Origin of the sequence: Massilia atriviolacea, from assembly GCF_003953935.1 — a bacterium.
GTDB classification, from domain to species: Bacteria; Pseudomonadota; Gammaproteobacteria; order Burkholderiales; family Burkholderiaceae_D; genus Telluria_A; species Telluria_A atriviolacea.
This window is the reverse complement of record NZ_RXLQ01000006.1, coordinates 329,459-351,604: the sequence shown is the minus strand read 5'-3', so window position 1 is coordinate 351,604 and position 22,146 is coordinate 329,459. Positions and strand designations below refer to the sequence as shown.

The window sequence follows — 22,146 nt, the reverse complement described above, 5'->3', positions numbered from 1 at the left end:
CGTATAATCGCCGCACCTAACGTCTATTGCAGGTTCGCCTTGTCCGCCGCCATCTTACACGCACAACAAAATTCCATCGCCCAATCGATCGCTCCGGACATGGAGGCAGTCAACACGGTGATCCGCGAGCGCCTGCATTCCGAGGTCAGCCTGGTCAACCAGATTGCCGAGTACATCATCAGCGCCGGAGGCAAGCGCATCCGCCCCGTGCTGGTGTTGCTGGTGGCCAATGCCTATGGCTACAAGGGCACGGCCCACCATGAGCTGGCGGCGGTGGTCGAATTCATCCACACCGCGACCCTGCTGCACGACGACGTGGTCGACGAATCGTCGATGCGGCGCGGGCGCCAGACCGCCAACGCGCTGTTCGGCAATGCGGCGTCGGTGCTGGTGGGCGACTTCTTGTACTCGCGCTCGTTCCAGATGATGGTCGGCCTGAACAATATGCGCGTGATGCAGATCCTGTCGGACGCCACCAACGTGATCGCCGAAGGGGAAGTGCTGCAGCTGCTGAACATGCACGATCCGGATGTGACGCAGGAAAGCTATCTGAAGGTCATCCGCTCCAAGACGGCCAAGCTGTTCGAGGCGGCGGCCGAACTGGGCGCGCTCATTTCCGGCGCCAATGACGAGCAGATCGGCGCGGCTGGCGAATACGGCCGCTCGCTGGGCACCGCCTTCCAGCTGATCGACGACGTGCTCGACTACGCGGGCGACGCCAGCGAAATCGGCAAGAATGTCGGCGACGACCTGCGCGAAGGCAAGCCGACCTTGCCGCTGATCTGGCTGATGGAAAACGGCACGCCGGAACAGCGCGAACTGGTGCGCAACTGCATCGAGCAGGGCGACGAGCAGCATTTCGACGCGATCCTGGCGGCGGTGACCAGCAGCGGCGCACTCGACTACACGCGGCGCGAGGCGGAAATTGCCGCCAAGCGGGCGGCGGACGCCATCGCCGGCCTGCCGGAAAGCCTGTACAAGCAAAGCCTGCTGCAACTATGCAGCTTCGCAGTTGACAGGAACCACTGAGCCGCGTTAACGTATTAGCGACGAATTCTCTTCATTCTACTACCCGTCGGGGTGTGGCTCAGCCTGGTAGAGCGCTGCGTTCGGGACGCAGAGGCCGGAGGTTCGAATCCTCTCACCCCGACCACTTCTTCCCCCTTGCCTTGCCGTCTCCCGGCATGTGTGCGGATTCGCCCGCAGCGTTCAACCATCGCCAACTGAGCCGGACCCCGCGCACCTGCCGCCGCCGGCAAACCGTTGTTATCGCGCCAGCCGCGCCCGTCGCGCTTGGTGGCGCGGGCGCCGGCATGGCACACTCGGTGTTTCGCCAGACCCAGCCATTCCATGATGCGCACGATCACCAACCGATTGCCGGGCGTGTTGCGCCTGCTGCTGGCATCGCTCGCGCTCGCCTGCCATGCCCACGCCCACGCCGCCACCCTCACCTATCCGCTCACCAGCGAGGGCATCGACAGCCGCTACGACTACGACTGGGCGGTGCTGCGCGCGGCGATGGAAAAGACCGTGCGCGCCTTCGGCCCGTTCGAGCAGCGCCAGTCGCCGGTGGCGATGTCGCCCTCGCGCGTGATCCAGGAAATGGCGACGCCCTCCGGCCGCATCAACATTTTCGTGCGCGCCAGCTCGCCCGAACTGGAAAAGCAATTCCTGCCGATCCGGCTGCCGGTCGACCGCGGCCTGCTCGGCTACCGCCTGCTGCTGATCCGCCAGGCCGACCGCGCCCGTTTTGCGCAAGTCAAAACGGTGGCCGACCTGCGCCCGCTGCGCGCCGGCGTCGGCCAGGGCTGGGCCGACATCGCGATCGTGCAGAACGCCGGCATAAGCGTGGTCGAGGGCAGCAACTACGCCGGCCTGTTCGCCATGCTGGCGGCGGGACGCTTCGATTTTTTCTCGCGTTCCGCCGACGAGGCCCTGCGCGAATTGAATGAACGCCACGCCGCCTATCCGCAGATGGAAATCGAACCGACCTTGCTGCTGCATTATCCGCTGCCGCGCTACTTCTTCTTGCGCCGCGACGCCCAGGGCGAGCTGCTCGCGCAGCGCATCGAAGCGGGCATGGAAATGATGATCCGCGACGGCACCCTCAACGCGCTTTTCCAGCGCTATAAAGGCGACATCATCGCCACCGCGGCGATGAAGCAGCGCCGCGTCATCAAGCTGGCCAACCCGCGCCTGACGCCGGAAACGCCGCTGTCGCGCACCGAACTCTGGTTCAATCCATTGAGCGGAAAATAGCGCCGCCCGCGCTGGCGGATTTCATAACGCCAGAACGCGCTTTTCGCGATTGCCACGCCACCGACCCGCTCCCAGAATGAAGCCTGGCCAATTCCTCACCGCCTGGGAGCGCGACAATGACCTTCAATCGAGCCGGCGTCCTGCTGCTTGCCGCCATGCTGGCGCTGCCGCTGGCGGGCCGCGCCCAAACCCGGGTGATCGACATCGATGCACGGGCCGTCGACGGCCCCCTGGCGCCGGCGTTCAACATGTCCATCGGCGCCGGCCGCGCCAACGAGGGCTTGCGCGCCGACTGGCAGCGGCAGCTGGCCGAGATCAAACGCGATGCGGGTTTTAAGTATATCCGCATGCACGGGCTGCTGTCCGACGACATGGCCGTGTACCGGGTCGATGCGCAAGGCAGGGAACAATACAACTTCCAGTATGTCGACGCGCTCTACGATTACCTGCTCGGCATCGGCGTCAAACCGTTTGTCGAACTCGGTTTCATGCCCTCGCAGATGGCCAGCGGCGACAAGACCATTTTCTGGTGGCGCGGGAATGTCACCCCGCCCAAGGATTATGCGGCCTGGGAGCGCCTGATCAAGGCCCTGACCGAGCACTTTACCGAACGCTATGGCGCGCAGGAAGTGGCCAGCTGGTACTTCGAAGTCTGGAACGAACCGAATCTCGACGGCTTCTGGGCCGGTTCGCAAGACGATTATTTCAAGCTGTACCGCCATGCCGCGCGCGCGATCAAGAGCGTCAACGCCGATTACAAGGTGGGCGGTCCGGCCACCGCCGGCGCCGCGTGGATTGCCGAGATGATCGCTTACTGCGCCAGCAATGCGGTGCCGCTCGATTTCGTCAGCACGCACACCTATGGCGTCCATCAAGGCTTCCTCGACGAATACGGCAGCACGGGTACGGTGCTGAGCAAGGAGGACGATGCAATCAGCGCCGACGTGATCCGGAATCGCCGGCAGATCGCGGCATCGGCCATGCCCGGACTCGAGCTGCATTACACCGAATGGAGTTCCTCGTACACGCCCGCCGATCCGAGCCACGACAGTTATCACCAGGCCGCGTATATCCTGCAAAAGCTCAAGCAGGTCGGCGGCGCGGCGCAATCGATGTCGTATTGGGTGTTCACCGATATTTTCGAGGAAGCGGGACCGCGCATGGAGGCGTTCCACGGCGGCTTTGGCCTGATGAATACCCAGGGGATCAAAAAGCCGGCCTATTTCGCCTACCAATTCCTCAACCAGCTTGCGCCGACCGCGCTGAAAAACAGCGACAGCCGATCGTTCGCCAGCACCGACCGCCAGGGCAAGGTCCAGTTGCTGCTGTGGGATTACACGCGCACCTTGCCGGACGGCGTGAATAACCAGCAGTACTTCATCAATGACCTGCCGCCCAGGGACAAAGGCCAGGTCGATATCCGCCTGCGCGGCCTGCAACGCGGCAGCTACACGCTGCACATCTCCACGGTCGGCTACCGGCGCAACGATGCGTTTACTGCCTACATCGGCATGGGTTCGCCCAGGCAGCTGGCCAAAAGCCAGGTGGCCACCCTGAAATCGCTGGCCAGCGGCAAGCCGGATCAGCAAAGGACGGTGCGTGTGGGCGCCGATGGCCGCGCCGGCATCACCTTGCCGCTCCGGGAAAACGATGTCTACCTGCTCCAGCTGCAAGCGAGGAAATAGACCGCAACGCGGATGCCGGCAATCCCGCCGTACAAGGGAAACCTGCCATCTCCCTTGGCATGGCTCAAGATAGCCCACCGCCGCGGACGACAACCGAGGTTCGCCGCCGCCGTGGGATGGTAGCAGGGCAGCCAAGGCGCGCTACGCGTCCCCGTGCAGCCATGCGCTGGCGCCGCCAGCCATGGCCGGCTTTTCAAATCGATGTAAAAAAGATTGGCATTAACACAATGGCCATGACATCCCTGATGGCTGGTTCCGATACGAATTGTCTTCGATGAAATGGTTTGTTAGAATCTATCTTGCTTTTTTTATATTGCATACAGACGAGATGGATTCTTCCAGCATGGGCAATCGCAAGGACATACATCGCACGCCTGCCAAGGCCTGCCGGTCGATCAGCGGCGTCACAGGCCTGCTGTCGCTGGCCGCCTGCATGCTGGCCGCGCCGATGGCGTGCGCCGCCCCGCTCCCCGACCAGCCGTCCGCGCTGCGGCGCTGCCCCGCCACCGATGCCGCCGCCGTCCCGCGCATCTTCGCCGCGCTCGGCAAGGAGCGCCACCCCGCCCTCAAAAAAGTGCTGGCCGCGGGCGACAATCCCAACCCCTGCCACGGCGGCCGCACGCCCCTGATGATCGCGGCGGCCGGCGGCGACGCCGACGCGCTCCACATGCTGCACCAGGCCGGCGCCGTCATCGACGCCCCGCTCGACCCGCAAGGCGGCACGGCGCTGCACGCGGCGCTCGGCGCCGGCCAGTGGCGCGCCGCCGCCATCCTGCTCGAACGCGGCGCCGACACGCGCCTGCGCGACGACTACGGCAACACCGGCTTGCACCAGCTGGCCAACAGCGTCCACGGCACCGATCCCGGCGTGCAGACCGCGCTGGCCGACAGCATGCTCAAGTCCGGCGCCGCCATCGATGCGGCCGGCCCGCAGGCCAGCACCCCGCTGATGCTGGCCATCGACGCCGGCAAGCGCGAACTGGCCGCCTTCCTGGTCGACCAGGGCGCCGACCCGGCCCTGCGCAACGCGCGCGGCGAAAACGCCCTGGCCATCGCGCGCCGGCGCGCCCTGCCCGGCATGCTCGAGATGCTGGAGCGCTGCATCGGCCAGCGCCCGCCGCGCTGCGCCGGCAACGCCACGGCCGCGCGCTACTCGACCAGATAGCGCCCATCCAGGCAAAGCGCCCTCCCATCGCCGCAGACTTTTTGAACCCACCAAAACGGATACCAGCGCATGAGCGACATCACCGCAACGAGCAGCAAGGACAGCATGGACAGCAGCGCCAGGATCGGCATCCACGAAGGCAGCATCGGCCTGCCCGCCGGCTACGAGGACCGCACCAGCAACATCTTCACGCCGGCCGACCTGCAAAACCAGCCCAACCTGAGCATCGCGCGCGACTGGCTGGCCGAGGGCGAAGACCTGCCCGCCTACGTCGAGCGCCAGATCGCCCTGCTCAAGGCGCGCCTGGCCAGCCACAAGCTGCTGGCGCGCGCGCCCGAACGCCTCGGCCTGCACGAGCCGGCCATGGCCGGCGAACGGATCGAAGCGCAGTACAAGAACGGCGCCCAGACCATCCGCCAGCGCCAGGCCGCATTCCTGATCGGACCACGGCGCGCGCTGATCCTCTCGGCCGCCACCGCGCGTCCCTTCGACGAGCGCTTCGAGACGCTCTGGCGCGGCTGGCTCGATAGTTTTGCCCCACCCGCCGCCGATCCCGCCAGCGCCGCAGGAGGCGCCGGCCCGACCGCACCGTAACGCCCACCGGAAGGCCCGCCATGCTCGAAGCTGCCCGCATCACCGACCCCATTGCCCACACCAGCGCACTGACCGGTTTCCTGGTCGGCGCGGTCATCGGCATCGCCCTCATCGCCGCCGTCGCCTTTGCCACCTTCACCTGCGGCTTCGGCGTGGCCCTGCTGGCCGGCATGGCCGCCGGCCTCGGAGCGAGCGGGATACTCGCGCTCGGGGAGGGCATCGGCAAGATGTTCTCCTCGCCGGCCGGCACCATCATCACCGGCTCGATGAATGTGTTTACCAACAGCCTGGCGCAGGCGTATGCGACAGTGAGCACGGTCGCCTGCAGCAAGCATCCGCCGGCGCCGGTGGTGGCCGACGGCTCCGGCAATGTGTTCGTCAACAGCCTGCCGGCCGCGCGCAAGACCGACGCCATCGTCTGCGGCGCCAAGATCGACGGCGGCTCGAACAATGTCTTCATCGGCGGCGGCACGGTGCGTTACAAGGAAGTGGCCGACGAAGTGCCGCCCTGGCTGCGCACCACGGTCGACTGGGCCTTCGCCCTGGCCGGGCTGGTGGGCGGCCTGGCGGGACTGGTCAAGGCCGCCGGCGGGCTGTCGAAAGCGGTGCTGCCGTGCGCCGCCAAATTCATCGGCGGCTTCATCGTCGGCGAAGCGGTCGGGCGCTACGTCATTTCGCCGGTGGTCGGGCGCGTCATGGGCGGCCTGTTCGGCAAACCGGTGGAAGTGGCGACCGGCCGCAAGCTGCTGCTGGCGCAGGACGAAATCGACTTTGTCGTGCAAAGCCCCGTACCGCTGGTCGGCGCGCGCTTCTACGGCAGCAACCTGACCGAGGAAAGCACCCTCGGCAAAGGCTGGGTGCTGCCGTGGGACCTGCGCCTGCAGCAGCGCGGCGGCAAGATCTGGTACCGCGACGGCCAGGGCCGCGAAACCGGCTTCCCGCTAGTGCAGCCGGGGTACACCGCCTTCAGCGAAGAAGAACAATGCTACCTGGCGTGCAGCGCGGACGGCCAGTTCATCCTCTACACCCTCAACGAAAGCTACTTCGACTTCGGCCACCTCGACCTGGCCACCGAGGATATCGCCTGGGTGCGCCGGGTCGAAGACCGCAGCGCCCAGTGGATCAGCTACCACCGCGACGAGGACGACCGGGTCACGATGATCCGCTCCAGCGGCGGCCAGCAATTGCGCCTGCATTACAGCGGCCTGCCGGCGCGCCTGGCCATGGTCGAATGCACCCATGGCGGCACGCCCGGAGCGCTGGTGCGCTACGGCTACGACGCGGCCGGGCAGCTGCTCTCGGTCACCGACGCCAATGGCGACCTGTCGCGCCAGTTTACCTGGGCCGACGGCCTGATGACCAGCCACACCAGCGCGCTCGGCCTGGTGTCGAGCTACACCTGGGAGCAGGTGGACGGCCAGCCCAGGGTGGTGGCCTGCCGTTCCAGCGAAGGCGAACATACCGAATTCCGCTACGACGCGCTGGCCCGCCAGAGCTGGGCCACCGACGAACAGGGACGCACCGCGCACTGGACCTACGACGAGAACTTCCAGATCGTGGCCTGCACCGATCTCGATGGCGGCAGCTACCGCATGCACTACAACACGGCCGGCCAGCCGACCCTGATCGAGCTGCCGGGCGAGCGCACCATCGCGTTCGAATACGACCAGCTCGGCCGCATCATTGGCGAGACCGATCCGCTCGGCCGCGTGACCCGTACCGCCTACGACGGCAACAGCCTGCGCGTGAGCCAGCTGGCCACCGCCGACGGCAAACGCTGGGCGGCGCAGTACGACTACCTGGGCCGCCTGCTCGCCAGCCTGGACCCGCTCGGGCGCGAGGCGCGCCAGGAATTCGCGCCCGGCCTCGCCCCGTATCCGGTGGCGCGCATCGATGCGCGCGGCGGACGCACCATGCTGGAATGGAACCGGCGCGGCCTGCTCACGTCCTACACCGACTGCTCCGGCAAGACCACGCGCTACGAATACGATGCCGACGGCCTGCTGGCCGAAGCCATCGACCCGCTCGGCCAGCGCACCCGCATCGAGCGCATGCGCAGCGGCGAACCGGTGCGCGTCACCCTGCCCGACGGCAGCGTGGAAGCGTTCACCTACAACGCCGCCGGCCACCTGATCGAACGGCGCTACGGCGCCGAGCGGATCAACCGATGGGTGCGCAACGCGCGCGGCCAGGTGCTCGAAGCGGTCGACCCGGCGCAGCGCCGCCTGCGCTACCGCTACGACGTACAGGGCCGCGTGATCGAAATGGACGCCGGCGCCGACGCCCTCTACCGCTTCGAGTACGACCGCGCCGACCGGCTGGCGCGCGAAATCCGGCCCGACGGCATCGAGCGTTTGCTGCGCTACGACGCCGCCGGCAGCCTGGCGGAGATCGAAAAGATCGGCACGCCGCTGGCGGGTCAGGCCGAGCGGCCGCGCCGCAGCACGGTCTTCGAGCGCGACAAGATGGGCCGCCTGCTGGCGCGCCTGACCGCCACCGCCACCAGCCGCTATGCCTGGGACCAGCAAGACCGCCTGCTGGGCGGCGCGCGCGTGCCGACCGAGGCCGGGGCCGCGCTGGGGATCGTCGCCAGCAGTGTGAACTTCGACTATGACGAGGCCGGCCGGCTGGTGGCCGAACACGGCGCCGAGGGCATTGTCGGTTACGCTTTCGACGAACTCGATAACCTGACCACCCTGGACCTGCCGCACGGACAGCGCATCGACACCCTCACCTACGGTTCCGGCCATGTGCACCAGATCCGCAGCGCCCAGCAGATCATCAGCGACTTCGAACGCGACGACCTGCACCGCGAAGTGCAGCGCACCCAGGGCCGCCTGGTCCAGCGCGTGGGGTACGACGCCCTGGGCCGGCGCGCCTGGCAGGCCAGCGGCCTGCATGGCGGCAGCGTGGGCCAGCAACAGGGCCGCCTGTGGCGCGATTACCGCTACAGCCCCGCCGGGGAACTGGCCGAACAGCGCGATAATCTGCGCGGCAGCATCGACTTCCAGTACGATCCGGCAGGCCATCTGCAGCGCGAGACGCGCAGCGCCGAACAGCGCGACGAACAGTTTGCGTGGGACGCGGCCGGCAACCTGCTCGACGCCAGCGCCGGCAACGGCGGCGGCAAGAGCCGCGGCCAGGTCGAGGGCAACCGCCTGCGCATGTGGCAGGATATCCGCTTCGACTACGACCCCTGGGGCAATGTGGCTGTCAAGCGCAAGGGCGCGCACCAGGTGCAGCACTTCAGCTTCGACGCCGAGGACCGGCTGGTCAGGATTCGCACCGAAACCTTGCGCGGTTTGGTGGAGATGCGCTTCGATTACGATGCGCTGGGACGGCGCATTGCCAGCACCGAGGAGCGCACCGACAACGGCGGCATCACCCTGGTCGAGCGCAAGCGGTTTGTGTGGCAGGGCTTGCGCATGGTGCAGGAGGTGCGCGAGGGCGGCGTGAGCAGCTATGTGTACAACCCGGATGCAGCCTACACGCCGCTGGCGCGCATCGATGCGGTGATCGGCGGCGCGCTGGCGGCGGCGGCCATCGACAACGCGCGCCAGGCGACGCGCGTCTTTCACTTCCACACCGACCTGGTGGGGGCACCGCTGGAGGTGACCGACGACGCCGGCGAGATTGCCTGGGCCGGCAAGTACAAGGCCTGGGGCAAGGTCGACCAGGGCGAAGACGCGGCCCTGGTGGCGCGCATCGACCAGCCGCTGCGCTTTCCCGGGCAGTACGAAGACCACGGAACGGGGCTGCACTACAACACGTTCCGGTATTATGATCCGGATGTGGGACGCTACATCAGCCAGGATCCGATCGGGCTCGATGGCGGGGCCAACCTGTATGCGTACGCGCCCAATCCGGGCGGGTGGATGGATCCGCTGGGGTGGATTCATGAGACTGCGCCGGGTTACCATGTGTATGAATTATGGGCTCCTGGTGCGACCAAACCATATTATGTCGGCATCACAGATGACCTGAACAGACGCGCCGGCGAGCATGAGAGGTCGGGACGCATGACAGCAGATGCCGAAATGAGACCTGTGAAGAGAAATGTGACTTACGGCGAGGCACGTGGTATCGAACAAGCGCGCATCGAACACCATGGAACGAAGACGGGTACGATCGGATCAGACTTGGCCGATGCTGCTAATTATGCGGAACGCGGCAACAAGGTCGCGTCATTCGATCATAACAATACAACACGCCGGCCGACCCGCCAGGCGTACTTTGAAGATGCCTACAAGGCCGAAAAAACCAGACTCGGCGGCTGCGGTTAGACGATGGCATTGTCGTGAGTGGCACTAAAAAACTGACTTACCAGAGGAGAATGTATGGGATGGTGGAACGCGCCGGAAAATCCGGAACTGACCGTTGGCGATACCGTGCTCGATTTGACACGGCGTTTCCTGATCGATTTCAGCAAAGAGTATCAAGAGGATTTGTCGCGTAAACCGACCTTGCTGGAACTGGAGTACGCTTTGAATCTCGCGTTCAAGGTGAATGTCGATGATGATGTCGTTTCGGGTTTTGAGGAACTTGAAGTCAAGCAGGTAAACATCAAAACCGCAAAGCGGCCGAAGCGGCAGAAAGCAAAACCTGGAGACATTTTTTCCTATAAACGCGACGATGGACGCTACGGATTTGGTCGCATCGTAACTTTGGTATCAGTCGGTGCCGTTGCCGAGTTTTTTGACTATACGGCCAGCCAGCCAGTATTTGATTACAGCAAAATCAATACATGGCTTATACCACCGCTTACGATCAGTACTTATGCCCTGTTCGAAGCCCAAGGGGAAGGCGAGTGGCGGGTTATCGGACATACCGCCGACTTTGCCCCGGACGAGCGACATATGGGACTGCGCTTCTCGTATGGTGATCCGGTCTGGATGGCGGTCGATATTTTCGACAAAGAGGAGCCTGTGAGTGCGGCGGTGGCAGGGCGGTACCCGTCTTATTCAGCGCGTCGTGACAGGAATGTCAAAAACGATATCCAAAAATATCTTGCTGGAACCTGAACTTAGGCCACTCCAGCATGCCGGTGAACGCACCAGCAGAGGAAAATCGATGGGATGGTGGAGTGCACCGGAAAATCCGGACATGATGGTCGGCGATGCCGTACTCGATTCGGTGCGGCATTTCTTGCGCGATTTCAGCCGCGAGTATCAGGAAGACTTGTCGCGCAAACCGACGCTGCAGGAACTCGAATATGCCCTCAATCTTGCTTTCAAAGTCAACGTGGATAGCGACATCCTCGACGGGGTCGATGAACTGGAAATCAAGCAGGTTGTGCTGAAAACCGCCAAGCGGCCGAAGAAGCACAAGGTAAGCGTTGGCGATATTTTTGCCTACAAGCTGGAAGACGGCCGCTTCGGCTTCGGCCGGGTTGTCGCGGACGCGTCGGTCGGCGCGTTTGCCGAAATTTTCGACTATTTCGCCGAGCAGCCAGTCTTTGATTACACGAAGATCGATACGTGGCTGGTGACGCCGGTGCCGATCGAAAGCTATTCTTTGCTCGAAACCCGTTCGATCGGTAACTGGCGCATTATCGGTCATACCCCGGACTTCGTGCTGGGCCCGAAATACAAAACCTTGCGTTATGTGTATGGTTCCAGCCCGAACACACTGATGTGGAAGGATATGGAAGGCAAGACCGGGTCAATCTCACCGGCCGAGGCGGAGGGACTACCGCCCTACATCGGACTGGATGATTATCTGTTCGAGCAACACATCGCCAGCCACGTTCCACCACGCAAACCCGTCAAATAATCATACACGTGCCGTCGCCGCCGGCGTAAGCATCCAGGAGATTCGATGGGCTGGTGGAATGCACCGGACAATCAGCAAGTTAGCGCGGGCGATGCCGTATTGGACCTGGCACGGCATTTTCTGCGTCACGTCAGCTATGCTTATCATTCCGTCAGCGCGGAAGTAGCGGGAAGCCACTCCATTATTGCGCGCGCGGCGACCGCACCTTAGAGAATGAATCGACACCTTACCTGGCTGGCGCGCCTTGTATTGGGCCGGGGATTGGGCCGACGAAGAAGCGGTGCCGCATCTCCGACCGCTCAATGTACGGCGCGCCTGGAAAATCGGCCCACGTGATTGAACAAGCAGCGCCCGGCAGTCTGCATGCGGGCCTCTTTGCCGCACGCCGGCCGCAGTGCGACTGTACAGACGAACGGGTCGCCGTGGTAACAGACATCGATGGCGCGATCCGGCAACGAGGCATTGAACTGGACGTGAACGCTTGCCTCTTCAAGGTCACCGGGCGCCATGCCCTTGGCCAGCAAAGCGCTTCGCAGAAATGCCGCGTAGTTTTTTGCAACCAGCTCCCCATTCGCGGTGGACGATGCGGCAGTCCCGTCTAGCAAGTTCAGATGACACACATCCCCCGTCGCCCCCACCTCGCAGTACAGCACGCCGAGCGCCCAGAAGCCGCCGACGTCGTTGTTACGGCTGACGAAGGACTGCAGGAGCCCTGCGGCAACATGCTTGATCTTTGTGTATCTAGTCATCGGTTGGGGAGGAGAAGTGAGGATGCCGCAACAGCACGGCGCTGGGCTAAAGAATTCCCATGACGAGCCCTGTTTTGCAGATTCTCTCATATTGATATTCGAACATTTCATATTTCCCATCGACATCACCAGAGCGAATAATGCATATAGCCAAAATTTTCAGCATTATTTACATCAGTGATATGGGGCATCATAAATCAAAATTTTCTTTATACCTGTAACTCTCTTATACTGCACTGCAACAACATACAGTTTATCCCAGGAGAGTTCCAAATGAGCAGCGCCACCTACACCCAAGCGACGAATCAAGGTTTCCGCCATTACCTGACCGATGTCAGCAATGCGGCACGTGCCTTTGCCGCTGCGCTGTTTGCCGCGCAAGAGCGCCAGTTCGTTGCGCAGGAAGTGGCGGTCAAGCCGACCCCGGACGAGCGTGCGCGCATGCGCAGCCACCGCAAGCTGATCGTCATGGCCAATGCCTACCAGAGCATGCACCCGAGCCTGGCTGCCGAGCTGCGTAACCTGGCATCGCGGGGTTGATCGTGGAAGTCATCGAATACCTCCCTGGCGCCCTGGCCGCCATCGCTTTCGCCGTGCGTGTCGCGATCTTCTTCCGCGACGGCCCTGAGCCTGAGCCGGAACAGCAAGACCTCTGATTCCTCACCGGCCGCGCTCGTGGCCGGATGCACTACCGCACTGCCACTGCTGCAGCGCACAATGCCCCCTCCGATGTCCGACCCGGCATTCCCCCTCCATGCCGGGCCGGACATCCTCTTCCTCCAGCCCCCATGTCCACTTTGGTGCCAGGTCTGACAATCGGACACGGCCTGATCCTTCGCGGCAGAATAATTTACTGGATAATATTCTATAATCTGATATATTATTGAGATAGATAACGAATCCCATCCGCCTCATGCCCGATACACAACTCGATCTCGACCGCTTCGCCGCCGGCGCCGACAAGGCCTGCGCATTGCTGAAAGTGCTGGTCAACCGCGACCGCCTGTTCCTGCTGTGCCAGTTGTCACACCAGGAACGCAACGTCGGCGAACTGGAACAATTGACCGGCATCCGCCAGCCCACCCTGTCGCAACAGCTCACCGTGCTGCGCAACGAGCAACTGGTCAGCACCCGCCGCGACGGCAAGCAGATTTTCTACTCGCTCAGCAGCGACCAGGCCAAAGCCGTCATGGACGTGTTGTACCAACAATTCTGTTCGCCCACTCCGGAGAAGCAAGATGATGTCGTCGCTCAATCCTGACCTGGTCCGCGCGCTGGCCGGCGGCGCCGTGATCGGACTGGCCGCTGCCATGTTCGTATTGCTCAACGGCCGCATCGCCGGCATCAGCGGCATCCTCGGCGGCTTGCTGCGCCCGGTTCGTAGCGAACTCGGCTGGCGCATCGCCTTTTTGCTGGGGCTGATCCTGTCGCCGCTGGCCTTCGTCCTGTTCGCCCCCCTCCCCGACGTTCATGTCGAGGCCGGCAAGGCGAGCCTGATCGTCGGCGGCCTGCTGGTCGGCCTCGGCACCCGCTACGGTTCCGGCTGCACCAGCGGACACGGCGTGTGCGGCATCGCCCGCCTGTCGCCCCGTTCCCTGGCCGCGACCGCGGCGTTCATGCTGGCCGGCTTCGCCACCGTGTTCGTCCTGCGTCACCTGGCCGCAGCGGGCACCGTATGAAACACACCATGACAGCTTTCGCCAGCGGCCTGGTCTTCGGCCTGGGACTGATCCTGTCGGGCATGACCGATCCATCCAGGGTGATCGGTTTCCTCGACCTGGCCGGCAACTTCGACCCCGCCCTGGCCTTCGTGATGGGCGGGGCCATTCCGGTGGCGGCAATCGCATTCCGCATCGCCGCCAGGCGCCGCGCCACGCCGCTGGCGCCCGCCACCGGCAAGATCGACACGCCCCTGCTGCTCGGCGCGCTGACCTTCGGCGCCGGCTGGGGCGTGGCCGGCTACTGCCCCGGACCCGCGCTGGCCTCGCTGCTCACGGGCGGCGCCGATGCGGGCATCTTCGTGGCCGCAATGCTGGGCGGCATGCTCCTGTTCGAACTGGCGCAGTCCGTCCGCAAACGCCGGCAGGGACGGTAGCGCAGCCTTGCCCATGGCGCATGGCCACGCCATGCACTTGCGGCAGCCGATGTCCCGGGACGGAAAACGCTGTCAGACCAGCCACAGGCCGTTGTTGCCGAACTGCGCCTGCGGCGCAGCGCTGGCATCGATCCAGGCCGCGACCAGCTCGGCGCGCGTATGGGTGCCCAGGTAATCGATCCACACGCCCTCTTGCGCGGCATCGGCGCCGGCATCCGCATTGCGGTACAGCGCCTGGACAAACTGCGCATCGCCCGTGCCGGCATAGCGCGCCCGGAATTCCTCCGAGGCGGTGAGAACCTGCGCCAGCTGCAGGGTGTCCGAGCCGCGCCCCAGCAGCTCGTTGATGCCGTTCAGGCCGGCGGGGCGGTCGAACACGCTCTGATACAGCAATCCCACGCTGCGCAAGGTCGCGCCGCTCGCCTGCGTGAATGCCAGGTCGACCGTGACGCCGCCGAAGTTGCCCAGTTCGATACCGCTGAGGGTGTCGAGATCGCCGTTGGCCCGGTCCGCAATGCGCACCTTGCCGTCCGCGCCCAGCAGGATCTTGTAGTCGCTCAGCTTGCCGGCGTACACGACGGTATCGGTACCGTCGCCGCCCACCAGCAGGTCGCTGCCGCTACCACCGTCGAGCCTGTCGTCGCCGCCGCCGGCGATCCAGTCGCCTTCCGTTCCCGCCACGCCCTGGCCGACGGCCACGCCGCGCGCCGTGTCCATCCTTGCCTGCAACTCGGCGCCGAGCGCGAAACCGAGCAGCACGTCGGCCCGGCTGTGCACGCCCGTTGCGCCGCTGCCGTCCAGCTGCGCCAGCCAGAATGCCAGCCCGTCCGCATCCGGCGCGCGGCCCAGGCCCTGCCGGTACAGCGTGGTCAGAAACGCCAGGTCGCTCAGCGCGCCGTTGCCGGCGTCAAGCCATTCCTTCGATGTCAGGAAGGAGGTCGCGGTGGTGTGCAGGTCGCCGCTGTCCATCGCCCAGAACGCCAGCCCCGGCAAGTCCGCCACCCGGTCGAATACGGCCTGGTACATGCCGGCCAGCTGCAGCAGCTTTTGTTGCGGCGCGTTCAGGAAGGCCAGTTCCGGCGCGGCCGCGTTCAGCTCGGCGCGCGCCACCGATTCGCTCTTGCCCGGCGCGAACAGCGCAGTCTGGTGACTCCCGGTCAGCGCGCCGCTGCGCTCGATCCAGAACTGCCAGGCCCCGCTGTCGCTGCGCCCGCCCTGCAACACGTCGTTGCCGCTGCCGCCGTGCAGGCTGTCGCTGCCGATTCCGCCCACCACCCTGTCGTTGCCGCTGCCGCCGTCCAGCCTATCCTTGCCGCCGGCGCTGCCGATGATGTCGTCGCCGGCGCCGCCGTACAGCAGGTCGTCATCGGCGCCCAGCAGGATGTTCTGCGAGGCGCCGTCGCCGATGACGAAGTTCTGGCCATCGCCGCCGCGCAGGGTGGCATTGCCGACAATGGCGGCGAAATCGACATTATCGAGCTGAAGCACTGCGTTCGCCGGCAGGCCGGAGGCGTCGATCACCAGCCCGATCGCGCCCGGGTGATGGCTGCCCTCGGGCAAGCCGGTCGAGCTGCCGCTGATGAGAATGGTGGATGCGCCGCTGGCCCCGGGCGCCGCTTGCGGCGTGATGGTCATGCTCTCCAGTAGCACCGAGTCGAACAGCGACCCCAGGAAGTCCTGGCCCAGCCCCTTCATCGCGTTCTGCACGTCGGTGCCGGGCGTGGTTTTCTGTTCGATGCGCCGGATCAGGTCGAGCAAGGCTTGCTGCTTGTTCAGCAGGCTGCTGGCGCCGTCGGCCACCAGGCCGACAGCGTCGGGAAGGCTGACCGTCAGCCTGACCGCCACCCCGCCCGCGCCATTATTCAGGCCGAGTGGAATGTCGGCCAGGGTCGGGTTGGGCGTGCCCGGATCGTCGGGCCGGCTCGTCTCGATCGCCGCGATCACCACCTTGGAACTGCTCAAGCCCGTGGCCGCGTCGTAGGTGACGGTGGTGTCGAGCACCACGCCGTCGACCGTGCTGCGGCCCGCTGTCGCAGGCAACACCCCCACCGGCGGCAGCACCGGCGGCACGGGCGGAAGCGCCACCGTGTTGATGGCATAAGCGGGCGAGGCTGGCGAGCCGCTGCCCGGATTGCCGGCCAGGTCGGTCACGCCGCTGGCGCCGAGGGTAATCGTGTTGGCCGCCGCAACCGTATTCGCGGCCGGGGTGAAGGTCGCCGTCCAGGTGATGTTGTCGCTGCTGGCCAGGTTGCTCAGCGTGCCGCCGCCGGCCGCCAGGTCGCCCAGGTCGAGCCCGGCAACCGCTTCCGAGAACGCGATCGTCACCAGTGCAGTCTGCCCGGCGCCCAGATTCAGGCTGGACATGGACAAGGTCGCGCCCGGCGCCGTATGGTCGATGGTATATCCCTGGCCGCTCACACCGGCCAGGATGGCGTTGCCGGCCGCGTCGCCGATGCCGGTGCCGCCGCCTTTCAGGTTCAATTGCAGCAAGCCGTCGCCGGCGACCGTGTCGACCGTGACCGTGTAGCTGCTGCCGCTGCCGCTGACCGACGCGATCGCGCCGCTCGCGGTGCCGGAGGTGGCCAGGGCGAAGTCGCCCACGTCGACCCCGCTGACGTTTTCCGAGAACGTGACCGTGTAATCGACGCTGGCGGCCCTGGTCCGCACCGGGCCGGCCGGCACGATGGAAAGCGCCGCCGGCGCCAGCGCATCGACCTTCACGCCGCCCAGGGCGGCGATGCCGTTCAGCGCCAGCGTCGCGTCGTTGCCCTGCGCGTCCTGGAGCGTTCCGCCGTTAAGCGCAATGGCATTGGCCAGGACCACGCCGTTGCTGTCGCTGTGGGCGCCGGCCACGATGTAGCGGAAGGTCAGCGCGCTGCCGCCGCTGCCGCTGACATACTGCGCCTGCACCGTGCCGCCCGTGTCGAGGGTCACGCCGATGGAGGGTGTGCCGCTGCCGGTAGCGACCGTCACCGCTTCGCCGAACTGCACCACGAAGTCGAGCGCGGCCCCCGCCGCATACGTGGCGTCGGCCGGTCCGCTCACGGAAGACACCTGGGGCGCCGTATGGTCGAAGCTGTACACCTGGCCGGCCGTGAAGCCGCCCGCGATGGGGTTGCCGCTGCCGTCGATAATCCCCGTGCCAGCGCTGTTGAGATCGAGCCGCAAGGTACCGTCGCCGCCGATGTTGTTGACGGTGACGGTGTAGCTGGCGCCGCTGCCGGACACCGACGCGATCGTGCCGCTCACCCCGCTGCCGGCCAGGCTGAAGTCGCCGGTGTCGACATTGCTGACGGCGCTGGAGAACTGCACCGTGTAATCCACACTGCTCAGCTTGCTGGTGGCGGCCTGCACCCGGCTGATCGAGGTCACGCTCGGCGCCAGGCCGTTGACCAGCACGCCCGCGAGCGCGCCCACGTTATTGAGCGCCAGCGCGGCCGGATTGGCGGCCGCGTCGCGCAGGGTCCCGCCGTTCAGCTCGATCGCGGCCCCGAGCGCGATGCCGTCGCTGTCGGCCGTGCCGCTGGCGACGATATGGCGGAACAGCAGCGACGCGGTAGCGCTGCCGCTGACGTAGTGCGCGTACGCCGTCCCGCCGGTCGCCAGCGTGACGGCGATGCGCGGCGTGCCGCCGGTGCTGTCCACCGTCACCGCCTCGGCAAACTGGACGCGGAAGTCGAGCGCCTGGCCGACCCCGTAGGTGGCGTCCGAGGGCACTGCCACTGTCGCCACGGCAGGCGCCGTGTGGTCCAGCATGTAACTCTGGTTGCCGATACGCGGCGTGTTCGGTATGGGGTTGCCGGCCAGGTCGACGATATTCGTCCCGGAACCTTTCAGGTCCATGCGCAGTTCGCCGTCGCCGGACACGCCGTTGATGGTGACCACATAATCGGCGCCGCTGCCGGTGATCGAGGCAATGCTGCCGGCTGCGGTGCCGGCCTTGAACAGCGAGAAGTCGCCGATGTCGACGCCGCTGACGCTTTCGACGAACTTGACGTTGTACTGGACGCTGCTGCCATTGTTCGCGCGCGGCCCGACGCGCGTGATCTGGAACAGCTCGGGCGCCTGGGTATCGATCAGCACGCCGGCAAGGGAGGCGACGCCGTTCAGCGCCAGCGTGGCGTCATTGCCGGCCGCGTCCTTCAGGGCGCCGCCGTTGAGCGCGATGTCGGCGCCCAGGACCGGGCCGTCGGCATCGGTCTGCCCGCCGCCGACGCTGTAGCGGAACAGCAGCGCACTGGTGCCGCTGCCGCTGACATACTGCGCCGCGACCGTACCGCCGGTGTCGAGCGCGACATCCAGGGCCGGCGCGCCGTTGACAAAGACCGCCTCGTTGAAGTTGACCGTGAAGTCGAGCGCGCTGCCGGCCATGTAGCTGCCGTTGGCCGGTGCCGCGACCGAACTGACGGCCGGGCTGCCGGTGTCGATGGTGTAGGCCGCGCCGGCCGTGTAGCCGCCCGCGATGGGGTTGCTGGCGCCGTCGACGATGCCGGTGCCCGCGCTTTTCAGGTCCAGGCGCAGGCTGCCGTTGCCGGTCACGCTGTCCACCGTCACCGTGTAGGTGCTGCCGCTGCCCGTCACGCTGGCGACGTTGCCGCTGGCGCTGCCGCTGAGGACAAAGTCGCCGATGTCGACGTTGTTCACGCTGGTGGAAAAGACCACCGTATAGCCGACGCTGGCCTGGTTGGTGGTGGCCGCGTCGACCAGGGTGATGGAGGAGACTTCGGGCGCCGCGGCGTTGACCAGCACGCCGCTCAGGGCGCCGACATTGTTCAGGGTCAGGCTGGCGTTGTTGCCTGCGGCATCCTTCAGCGTGCCGCCATTGAGGTCCAGCGCACCGAGCCCCACGCCATTGGCGTCGGCATTGCCATTGACCACGGTGTAGCTCAATACCAGGGCGGTGCTGCCACTGCCGCTGACGTAGCTGGCGTACACGGTACCGCCGGTGTCGAGCAGCACAGCGAGGCGCGGCGTGCCGGTGACGCTCACCGCTTCATTGAAATTGACGGTAAACGCGAGCGGCTGTCCCACCGTATAAGTGGCATTGCCCGGCACGCCGACGCTGCCGACCGCCGGGCCGGTATGGTCCAGCGTGTAGACCTGGCCGCTGGTGTAGCCGGTGGTGGCGATGGCATTGCCGGCCATGTCCAGGATGCCGGTCGAGGGGCCGTTCAGGTTCAGCCGCATGATGCCATCGCCGCTCACGCCGCTCACCGTCACCGTGTAGCTGCTGCCGCTGCCGGAAATGCCGGTGATGTTGCCGTTGGCGCTGCCGCTTTTGGTCAAGGAGAAGTCGCTGGTGCCGACCCCGCTTACGCTTTCCGAGAACGTCACCGCGTAATCGACGCTCGATGCGCTGGTGACGGCGGCGCCGGTGCGGTTGATCGACGTCACCGCCGGCGCTACCGCGTCGACCAGCACGCCGCTCAATGCGCCGACGCTGTTCAGGGTCGCAGTGGCATCGTTGCCGGCAGCGTCTTTCAGGGTGCCGCCGTTCAGCGCCAGGCTGCCGCCCAAGGCCACGCCGTCGGCATCGAGGTTGCCGCTGGCAAGCACATAGCGGAACACCAGTGCGCTGCTGCCGCTGCCGCTGAGGTACTGCGCCTGCACGGTGCCGCCGGTGTCGAGCGTGACGGCAATCGACGGCGTGCCGCCGCCGGTGTTCACCGTGACCGCTTCGCTGAAGTTGACGGTGAAATCGAGCTGATCGCCGGTTTTATACGTGCCGTTCGATGGGACCGCCACCGACGCCACGGTGGGCGGCGTGGCGTCGGCCAGATGGATATTGTTCAGCACAATATCTGTAAACACCAGGTAGATCGCCTTGTTGCCGTTGGTGGTGGCAGTCAGCTTGAGCGTGGCGATCTCGGTCAGGCCGTTCAGCGCAAAGGGGGTGAGTGCGGTGCTCGCGGCCGTGGTGACCTGCTTGGTACCCACCAGCGTACCGCTGGCATCGTAACCCTTGAACACCAGGTTCTGGCTCACGTCGGAAGGCTGGTAATTCGAGATCGTCATCGACGTTGGGGTAAACAGCTGGCCGCCGACAAAAGAAAAGGTAATCAGGCTCTCGCCGGCACCCGTGGCCGAATCGTTGACCACATAATTTTTGCCGGGCAGGTTGTAGAACACGACACCACGATCGTGTCCGTCCACCTTGAACTGGTAAGCCGGATTGCCGCTGACCTTGTAGACGACATCGACGGCAGGATCGGGAGCGCTGCCCATATTGATAAAATTGGCGGCCGTATTGAAACTCAGCGTGCTGGCATTGATGACCAGTACCTGGCTGTACAGCGCTGCCAGCGCCGCATCGACCACGGGACGGGAATCGATCTTCCCGCTGCTGATTTCCAGGTTCCAGTCGCCGCCGTGCGCCGCGCTGCCGGTACGATTGCTTGAGCCGGCCACATCGGCGCCGGTGGCAATCGCCAGACGGTCGATCAATGCCGCACCGTCCTGGCCTTGGGCCACGTCGCATCCATACAACAGGATATCGCCGTCCGGCGCCAGGCTGGCGCCGATGACCTGCAATTCCTGGCTGCGCGAATCGAGCGTGGCGCCATCGAGCTGCAATGCGCCGAAATTCACGGCTGCCGTGGCGCCGTGCGAAATGATGTGCACCGCATCGATGCCGCTGCGTCCGGCCAGGATGGCGGCAATCTGCTGCAGGCCGTCCTGCGCCGCATCCAGAATGTGCACTTCCGCGCCAGCGCCCAGGCCCTGCTGCAGCGTGCGCAGGTCGCCCACATTGCTTTCGATGAAAGTCACTTCGCTGCGCTGCTTCGCCGCCAGATGGCCGATGGCGCAGGCAAGCGCCGGCGCGGCGGCCGGCTCGCCGGCCGCGATGCGCAGCTTGAGCGCAGTGTCATGGGGGAAGGCCGGCGCGCTGCGCAACATTGGCTGCCGCGTCGTGTCGTCGGAAAAAATCGAGCCGGATGCAGTGATCATGCTGGCGTGTCCTGTATGGCGGTCTGGTTGCTGATAACGTGGGCGCGGCTGCCGCTGCGGTCGCCCCAGAAGGAAAGTTTGGCGAATTTGTCGAACAGGTCGGGCGGAATCACGGTGGGCCTTGCGCGGTATTCGACCTTGGCGCGCACCGTGTGCAGGCCGGGTATCCCGAGTTGCATATCGAAGTCGGCAGCCTCGTATTCCACATGCTCGAAGTCGTGTTCGAAACCGGGCTCGCCGATAAAGTCGTACACCAGCGGCATCACTTGCTGCGGCGCGCGGGTCAGCAAGTCATAGTCGACCAGCAGCATCGATGCCGCGTGTTCGCCGTAAAAGGCTTCGCGCAGCGCGGCCCAGGCAAAACCGACCATCTGCTCGTGCTGCATCAAGCCCTCGAGCCGCGTATAGACCGTGCTGCGCGAGGGATTACCGCCGAACAGGCGGGTGTTTTCGTAAGGATTGGCGCGATACAGGCGCTCGATGCTGTCCATCACCCACGCCACATTGCGCACGCAGGCAATCATCTTGGAGCCGGGAAACAAATCGTCCAGCAGCGGCATCCTGGCGCACCATTGACGGTTGGTATCGAAAATAAGTTCTTGCGGCTGTTGCCGGTAATACGAATCGAACAGTCCGCGCAAGATGTCGCGCCGCTGTTGCTGGTTGACCAACAGGGCCGACTCGCTGCCCGCACTGACCTGGGCCATGACGGCGGCGGCCAGGGCGCCGACCGGGCTGGTCATGCCAGCATGAAAACGGGGATTCTGGCGCAGGATGGCGGACAGAAGGGTGGAACCGGAGCGGGGGAGTCCTGCAATGAAATGATATTTTTTCTCAGATTGCATCGTCGTATTTGCGATAAAGAGCGGCGAGTCAAGT

Annotated in this window: 15 protein-coding genes and 1 tRNA gene; 13 read left to right on the top strand and 3 right to left on the bottom strand. The window is 65.3% G+C overall.

The genetic code is table 11. The annotated features are described in order from the left end of the window. The first annotated feature begins 39 nt into the window (after window positions 1-39). The 9 genes from ispB (at window position 40) to EJB06_RS13820 (ending at window position 11,475) form a co-directional block, all read left to right on the top strand. Complete coding sequence (gene ispB, locus EJB06_RS13860) at window positions 40-1,029, top strand: octaprenyl diphosphate synthase (RefSeq protein WP_126074603.1); 990 nt, start codon at window positions 40-42, stop codon at window positions 1,027-1,029. A gap of 47 nt (window positions 1,030-1,076) precedes the next feature. Next, window positions 1,077-1,153, top strand: a tRNA-Pro gene (locus EJB06_RS13855). 197 nt (window positions 1,154-1,350) lie between these two features. Continuing rightward, window positions 1,351-2,259: a substrate-binding periplasmic protein gene (locus EJB06_RS13850; protein ID WP_229427066.1), complete on the top strand. Its 909-nt coding sequence runs from the start codon at window positions 1,351-1,353 to the stop codon at window positions 2,257-2,259. A gap of 116 nt (window positions 2,260-2,375) precedes the next feature. After that, a complete protein-coding gene (locus EJB06_RS13845) occupies window positions 2,376-3,944 on the top strand; it encodes a GH39 family glycosyl hydrolase (RefSeq protein ID WP_198420830.1) in 1,569 nt (522 codons plus the stop codon). 328 nt (window positions 3,945-4,272) lie between these two features. After that, on the top strand, window positions 4,273-5,109 hold the full coding sequence (locus EJB06_RS13840; protein WP_164557911.1) for an ankyrin repeat domain-containing protein: 837 nt from the start codon (window positions 4,273-4,275) through the stop codon (window positions 5,107-5,109). Window positions 5,110-5,178: 69 nt separating this feature from the next. Next, entirely contained in the window at window positions 5,179-5,703 is a 525-nt protein-coding gene (locus EJB06_RS13835) for a DUF1795 domain-containing protein (RefSeq protein WP_229427065.1), read from the top strand. A 20-nt stretch (window positions 5,704-5,723) separates the two neighbouring features. After that, window positions 5,724-9,986, top strand: a complete 4,263-nt coding sequence (locus EJB06_RS13830) for an RHS repeat-associated core domain-containing protein (protein WP_126074601.1) — start codon at window positions 5,724-5,726, stop codon at window positions 9,984-9,986. A gap of 54 nt (window positions 9,987-10,040) precedes the next feature. Then, a complete protein-coding gene (locus tag EJB06_RS13825; RefSeq protein WP_126074600.1) occupies window positions 10,041-10,724 on the top strand; it encodes an Imm26 family immunity protein in 684 nt (227 codons plus the stop codon). A 49-nt stretch (window positions 10,725-10,773) separates the two neighbouring features. After that, a complete protein-coding gene (locus tag EJB06_RS13820) occupies window positions 10,774-11,475 on the top strand; it encodes an Imm26 family immunity protein (protein WP_164557910.1) in 702 nt (233 codons plus the stop codon). A 299-nt stretch (window positions 11,476-11,774) separates the two neighbouring features. On the opposite strand, the gene EJB06_RS13815 is transcribed toward EJB06_RS13820, so the two are convergent. Continuing rightward, the gene (locus EJB06_RS13815) at window positions 11,775-12,344 is read right to left on the bottom strand and encodes a hypothetical protein (protein WP_126074598.1); all 570 of its coding nucleotides are present in this window, start codon (window positions 12,342-12,344) and stop codon (window positions 11,775-11,777) included. 153 nt (window positions 12,345-12,497) lie between these two features. Between EJB06_RS13815 and EJB06_RS13810 the strand changes: the two genes are divergently transcribed. The 4 genes from EJB06_RS13810 to EJB06_RS13795 all read left to right on the top strand — a co-directional run bounded on the left by EJB06_RS13810 (window position 12,498) and on the right by EJB06_RS13795 (window position 14,319). Continuing rightward, a complete protein-coding gene (locus EJB06_RS13810) occupies window positions 12,498-12,764 on the top strand; it encodes a hypothetical protein (protein WP_126074597.1) in 267 nt (88 codons plus the stop codon). A gap of 373 nt (window positions 12,765-13,137) precedes the next feature. Then, window positions 13,138-13,485 (top strand): ArsR/SmtB family transcription factor, encoded by a 348-nt coding sequence (locus EJB06_RS13805; RefSeq protein ID WP_126074596.1) that lies wholly within the window; start codon window positions 13,138-13,140, stop codon window positions 13,483-13,485. Next, window positions 13,463-13,903, top strand: a complete 441-nt coding sequence (locus EJB06_RS13800) for a YeeE/YedE family protein (protein ID WP_126074595.1) — start codon at window positions 13,463-13,465, stop codon at window positions 13,901-13,903. Before EJB06_RS13805 ends, EJB06_RS13800 begins: the two co-directional genes overlap by 23 nt. Before the next feature lie 8 nt (window positions 13,904-13,911). After that, on the top strand, window positions 13,912-14,319 hold the full coding sequence (locus EJB06_RS13795; protein ID WP_229427064.1) for a DUF6691 family protein: 408 nt from the start codon (window positions 13,912-13,914) through the stop codon (window positions 14,317-14,319). 72 nt (window positions 14,320-14,391) lie between these two features. Here the strand turns inward: EJB06_RS13795 and EJB06_RS13790 are convergent, their stop codons facing one another. Next, on the bottom strand, window positions 14,392-21,267 hold the full coding sequence (locus tag EJB06_RS13790) for a DUF4347 domain-containing protein (RefSeq protein ID WP_126074593.1): 6,876 nt from the start codon (window positions 21,265-21,267) through the stop codon (window positions 14,392-14,394). After that, window positions 21,264-22,112 carry a sulfotransferase family protein gene (locus EJB06_RS13785; protein WP_126074592.1) on the bottom strand — a complete coding sequence of 283 codons (849 nt, stop codon included), beginning with the start codon at window positions 22,110-22,112 and terminating at the stop codon, window positions 21,264-21,266. The genes EJB06_RS13790 and EJB06_RS13785 overlap by 4 nt, the downstream gene beginning before the upstream one ends. Window positions 22,113-22,146 lie beyond the last annotated feature (34 nt).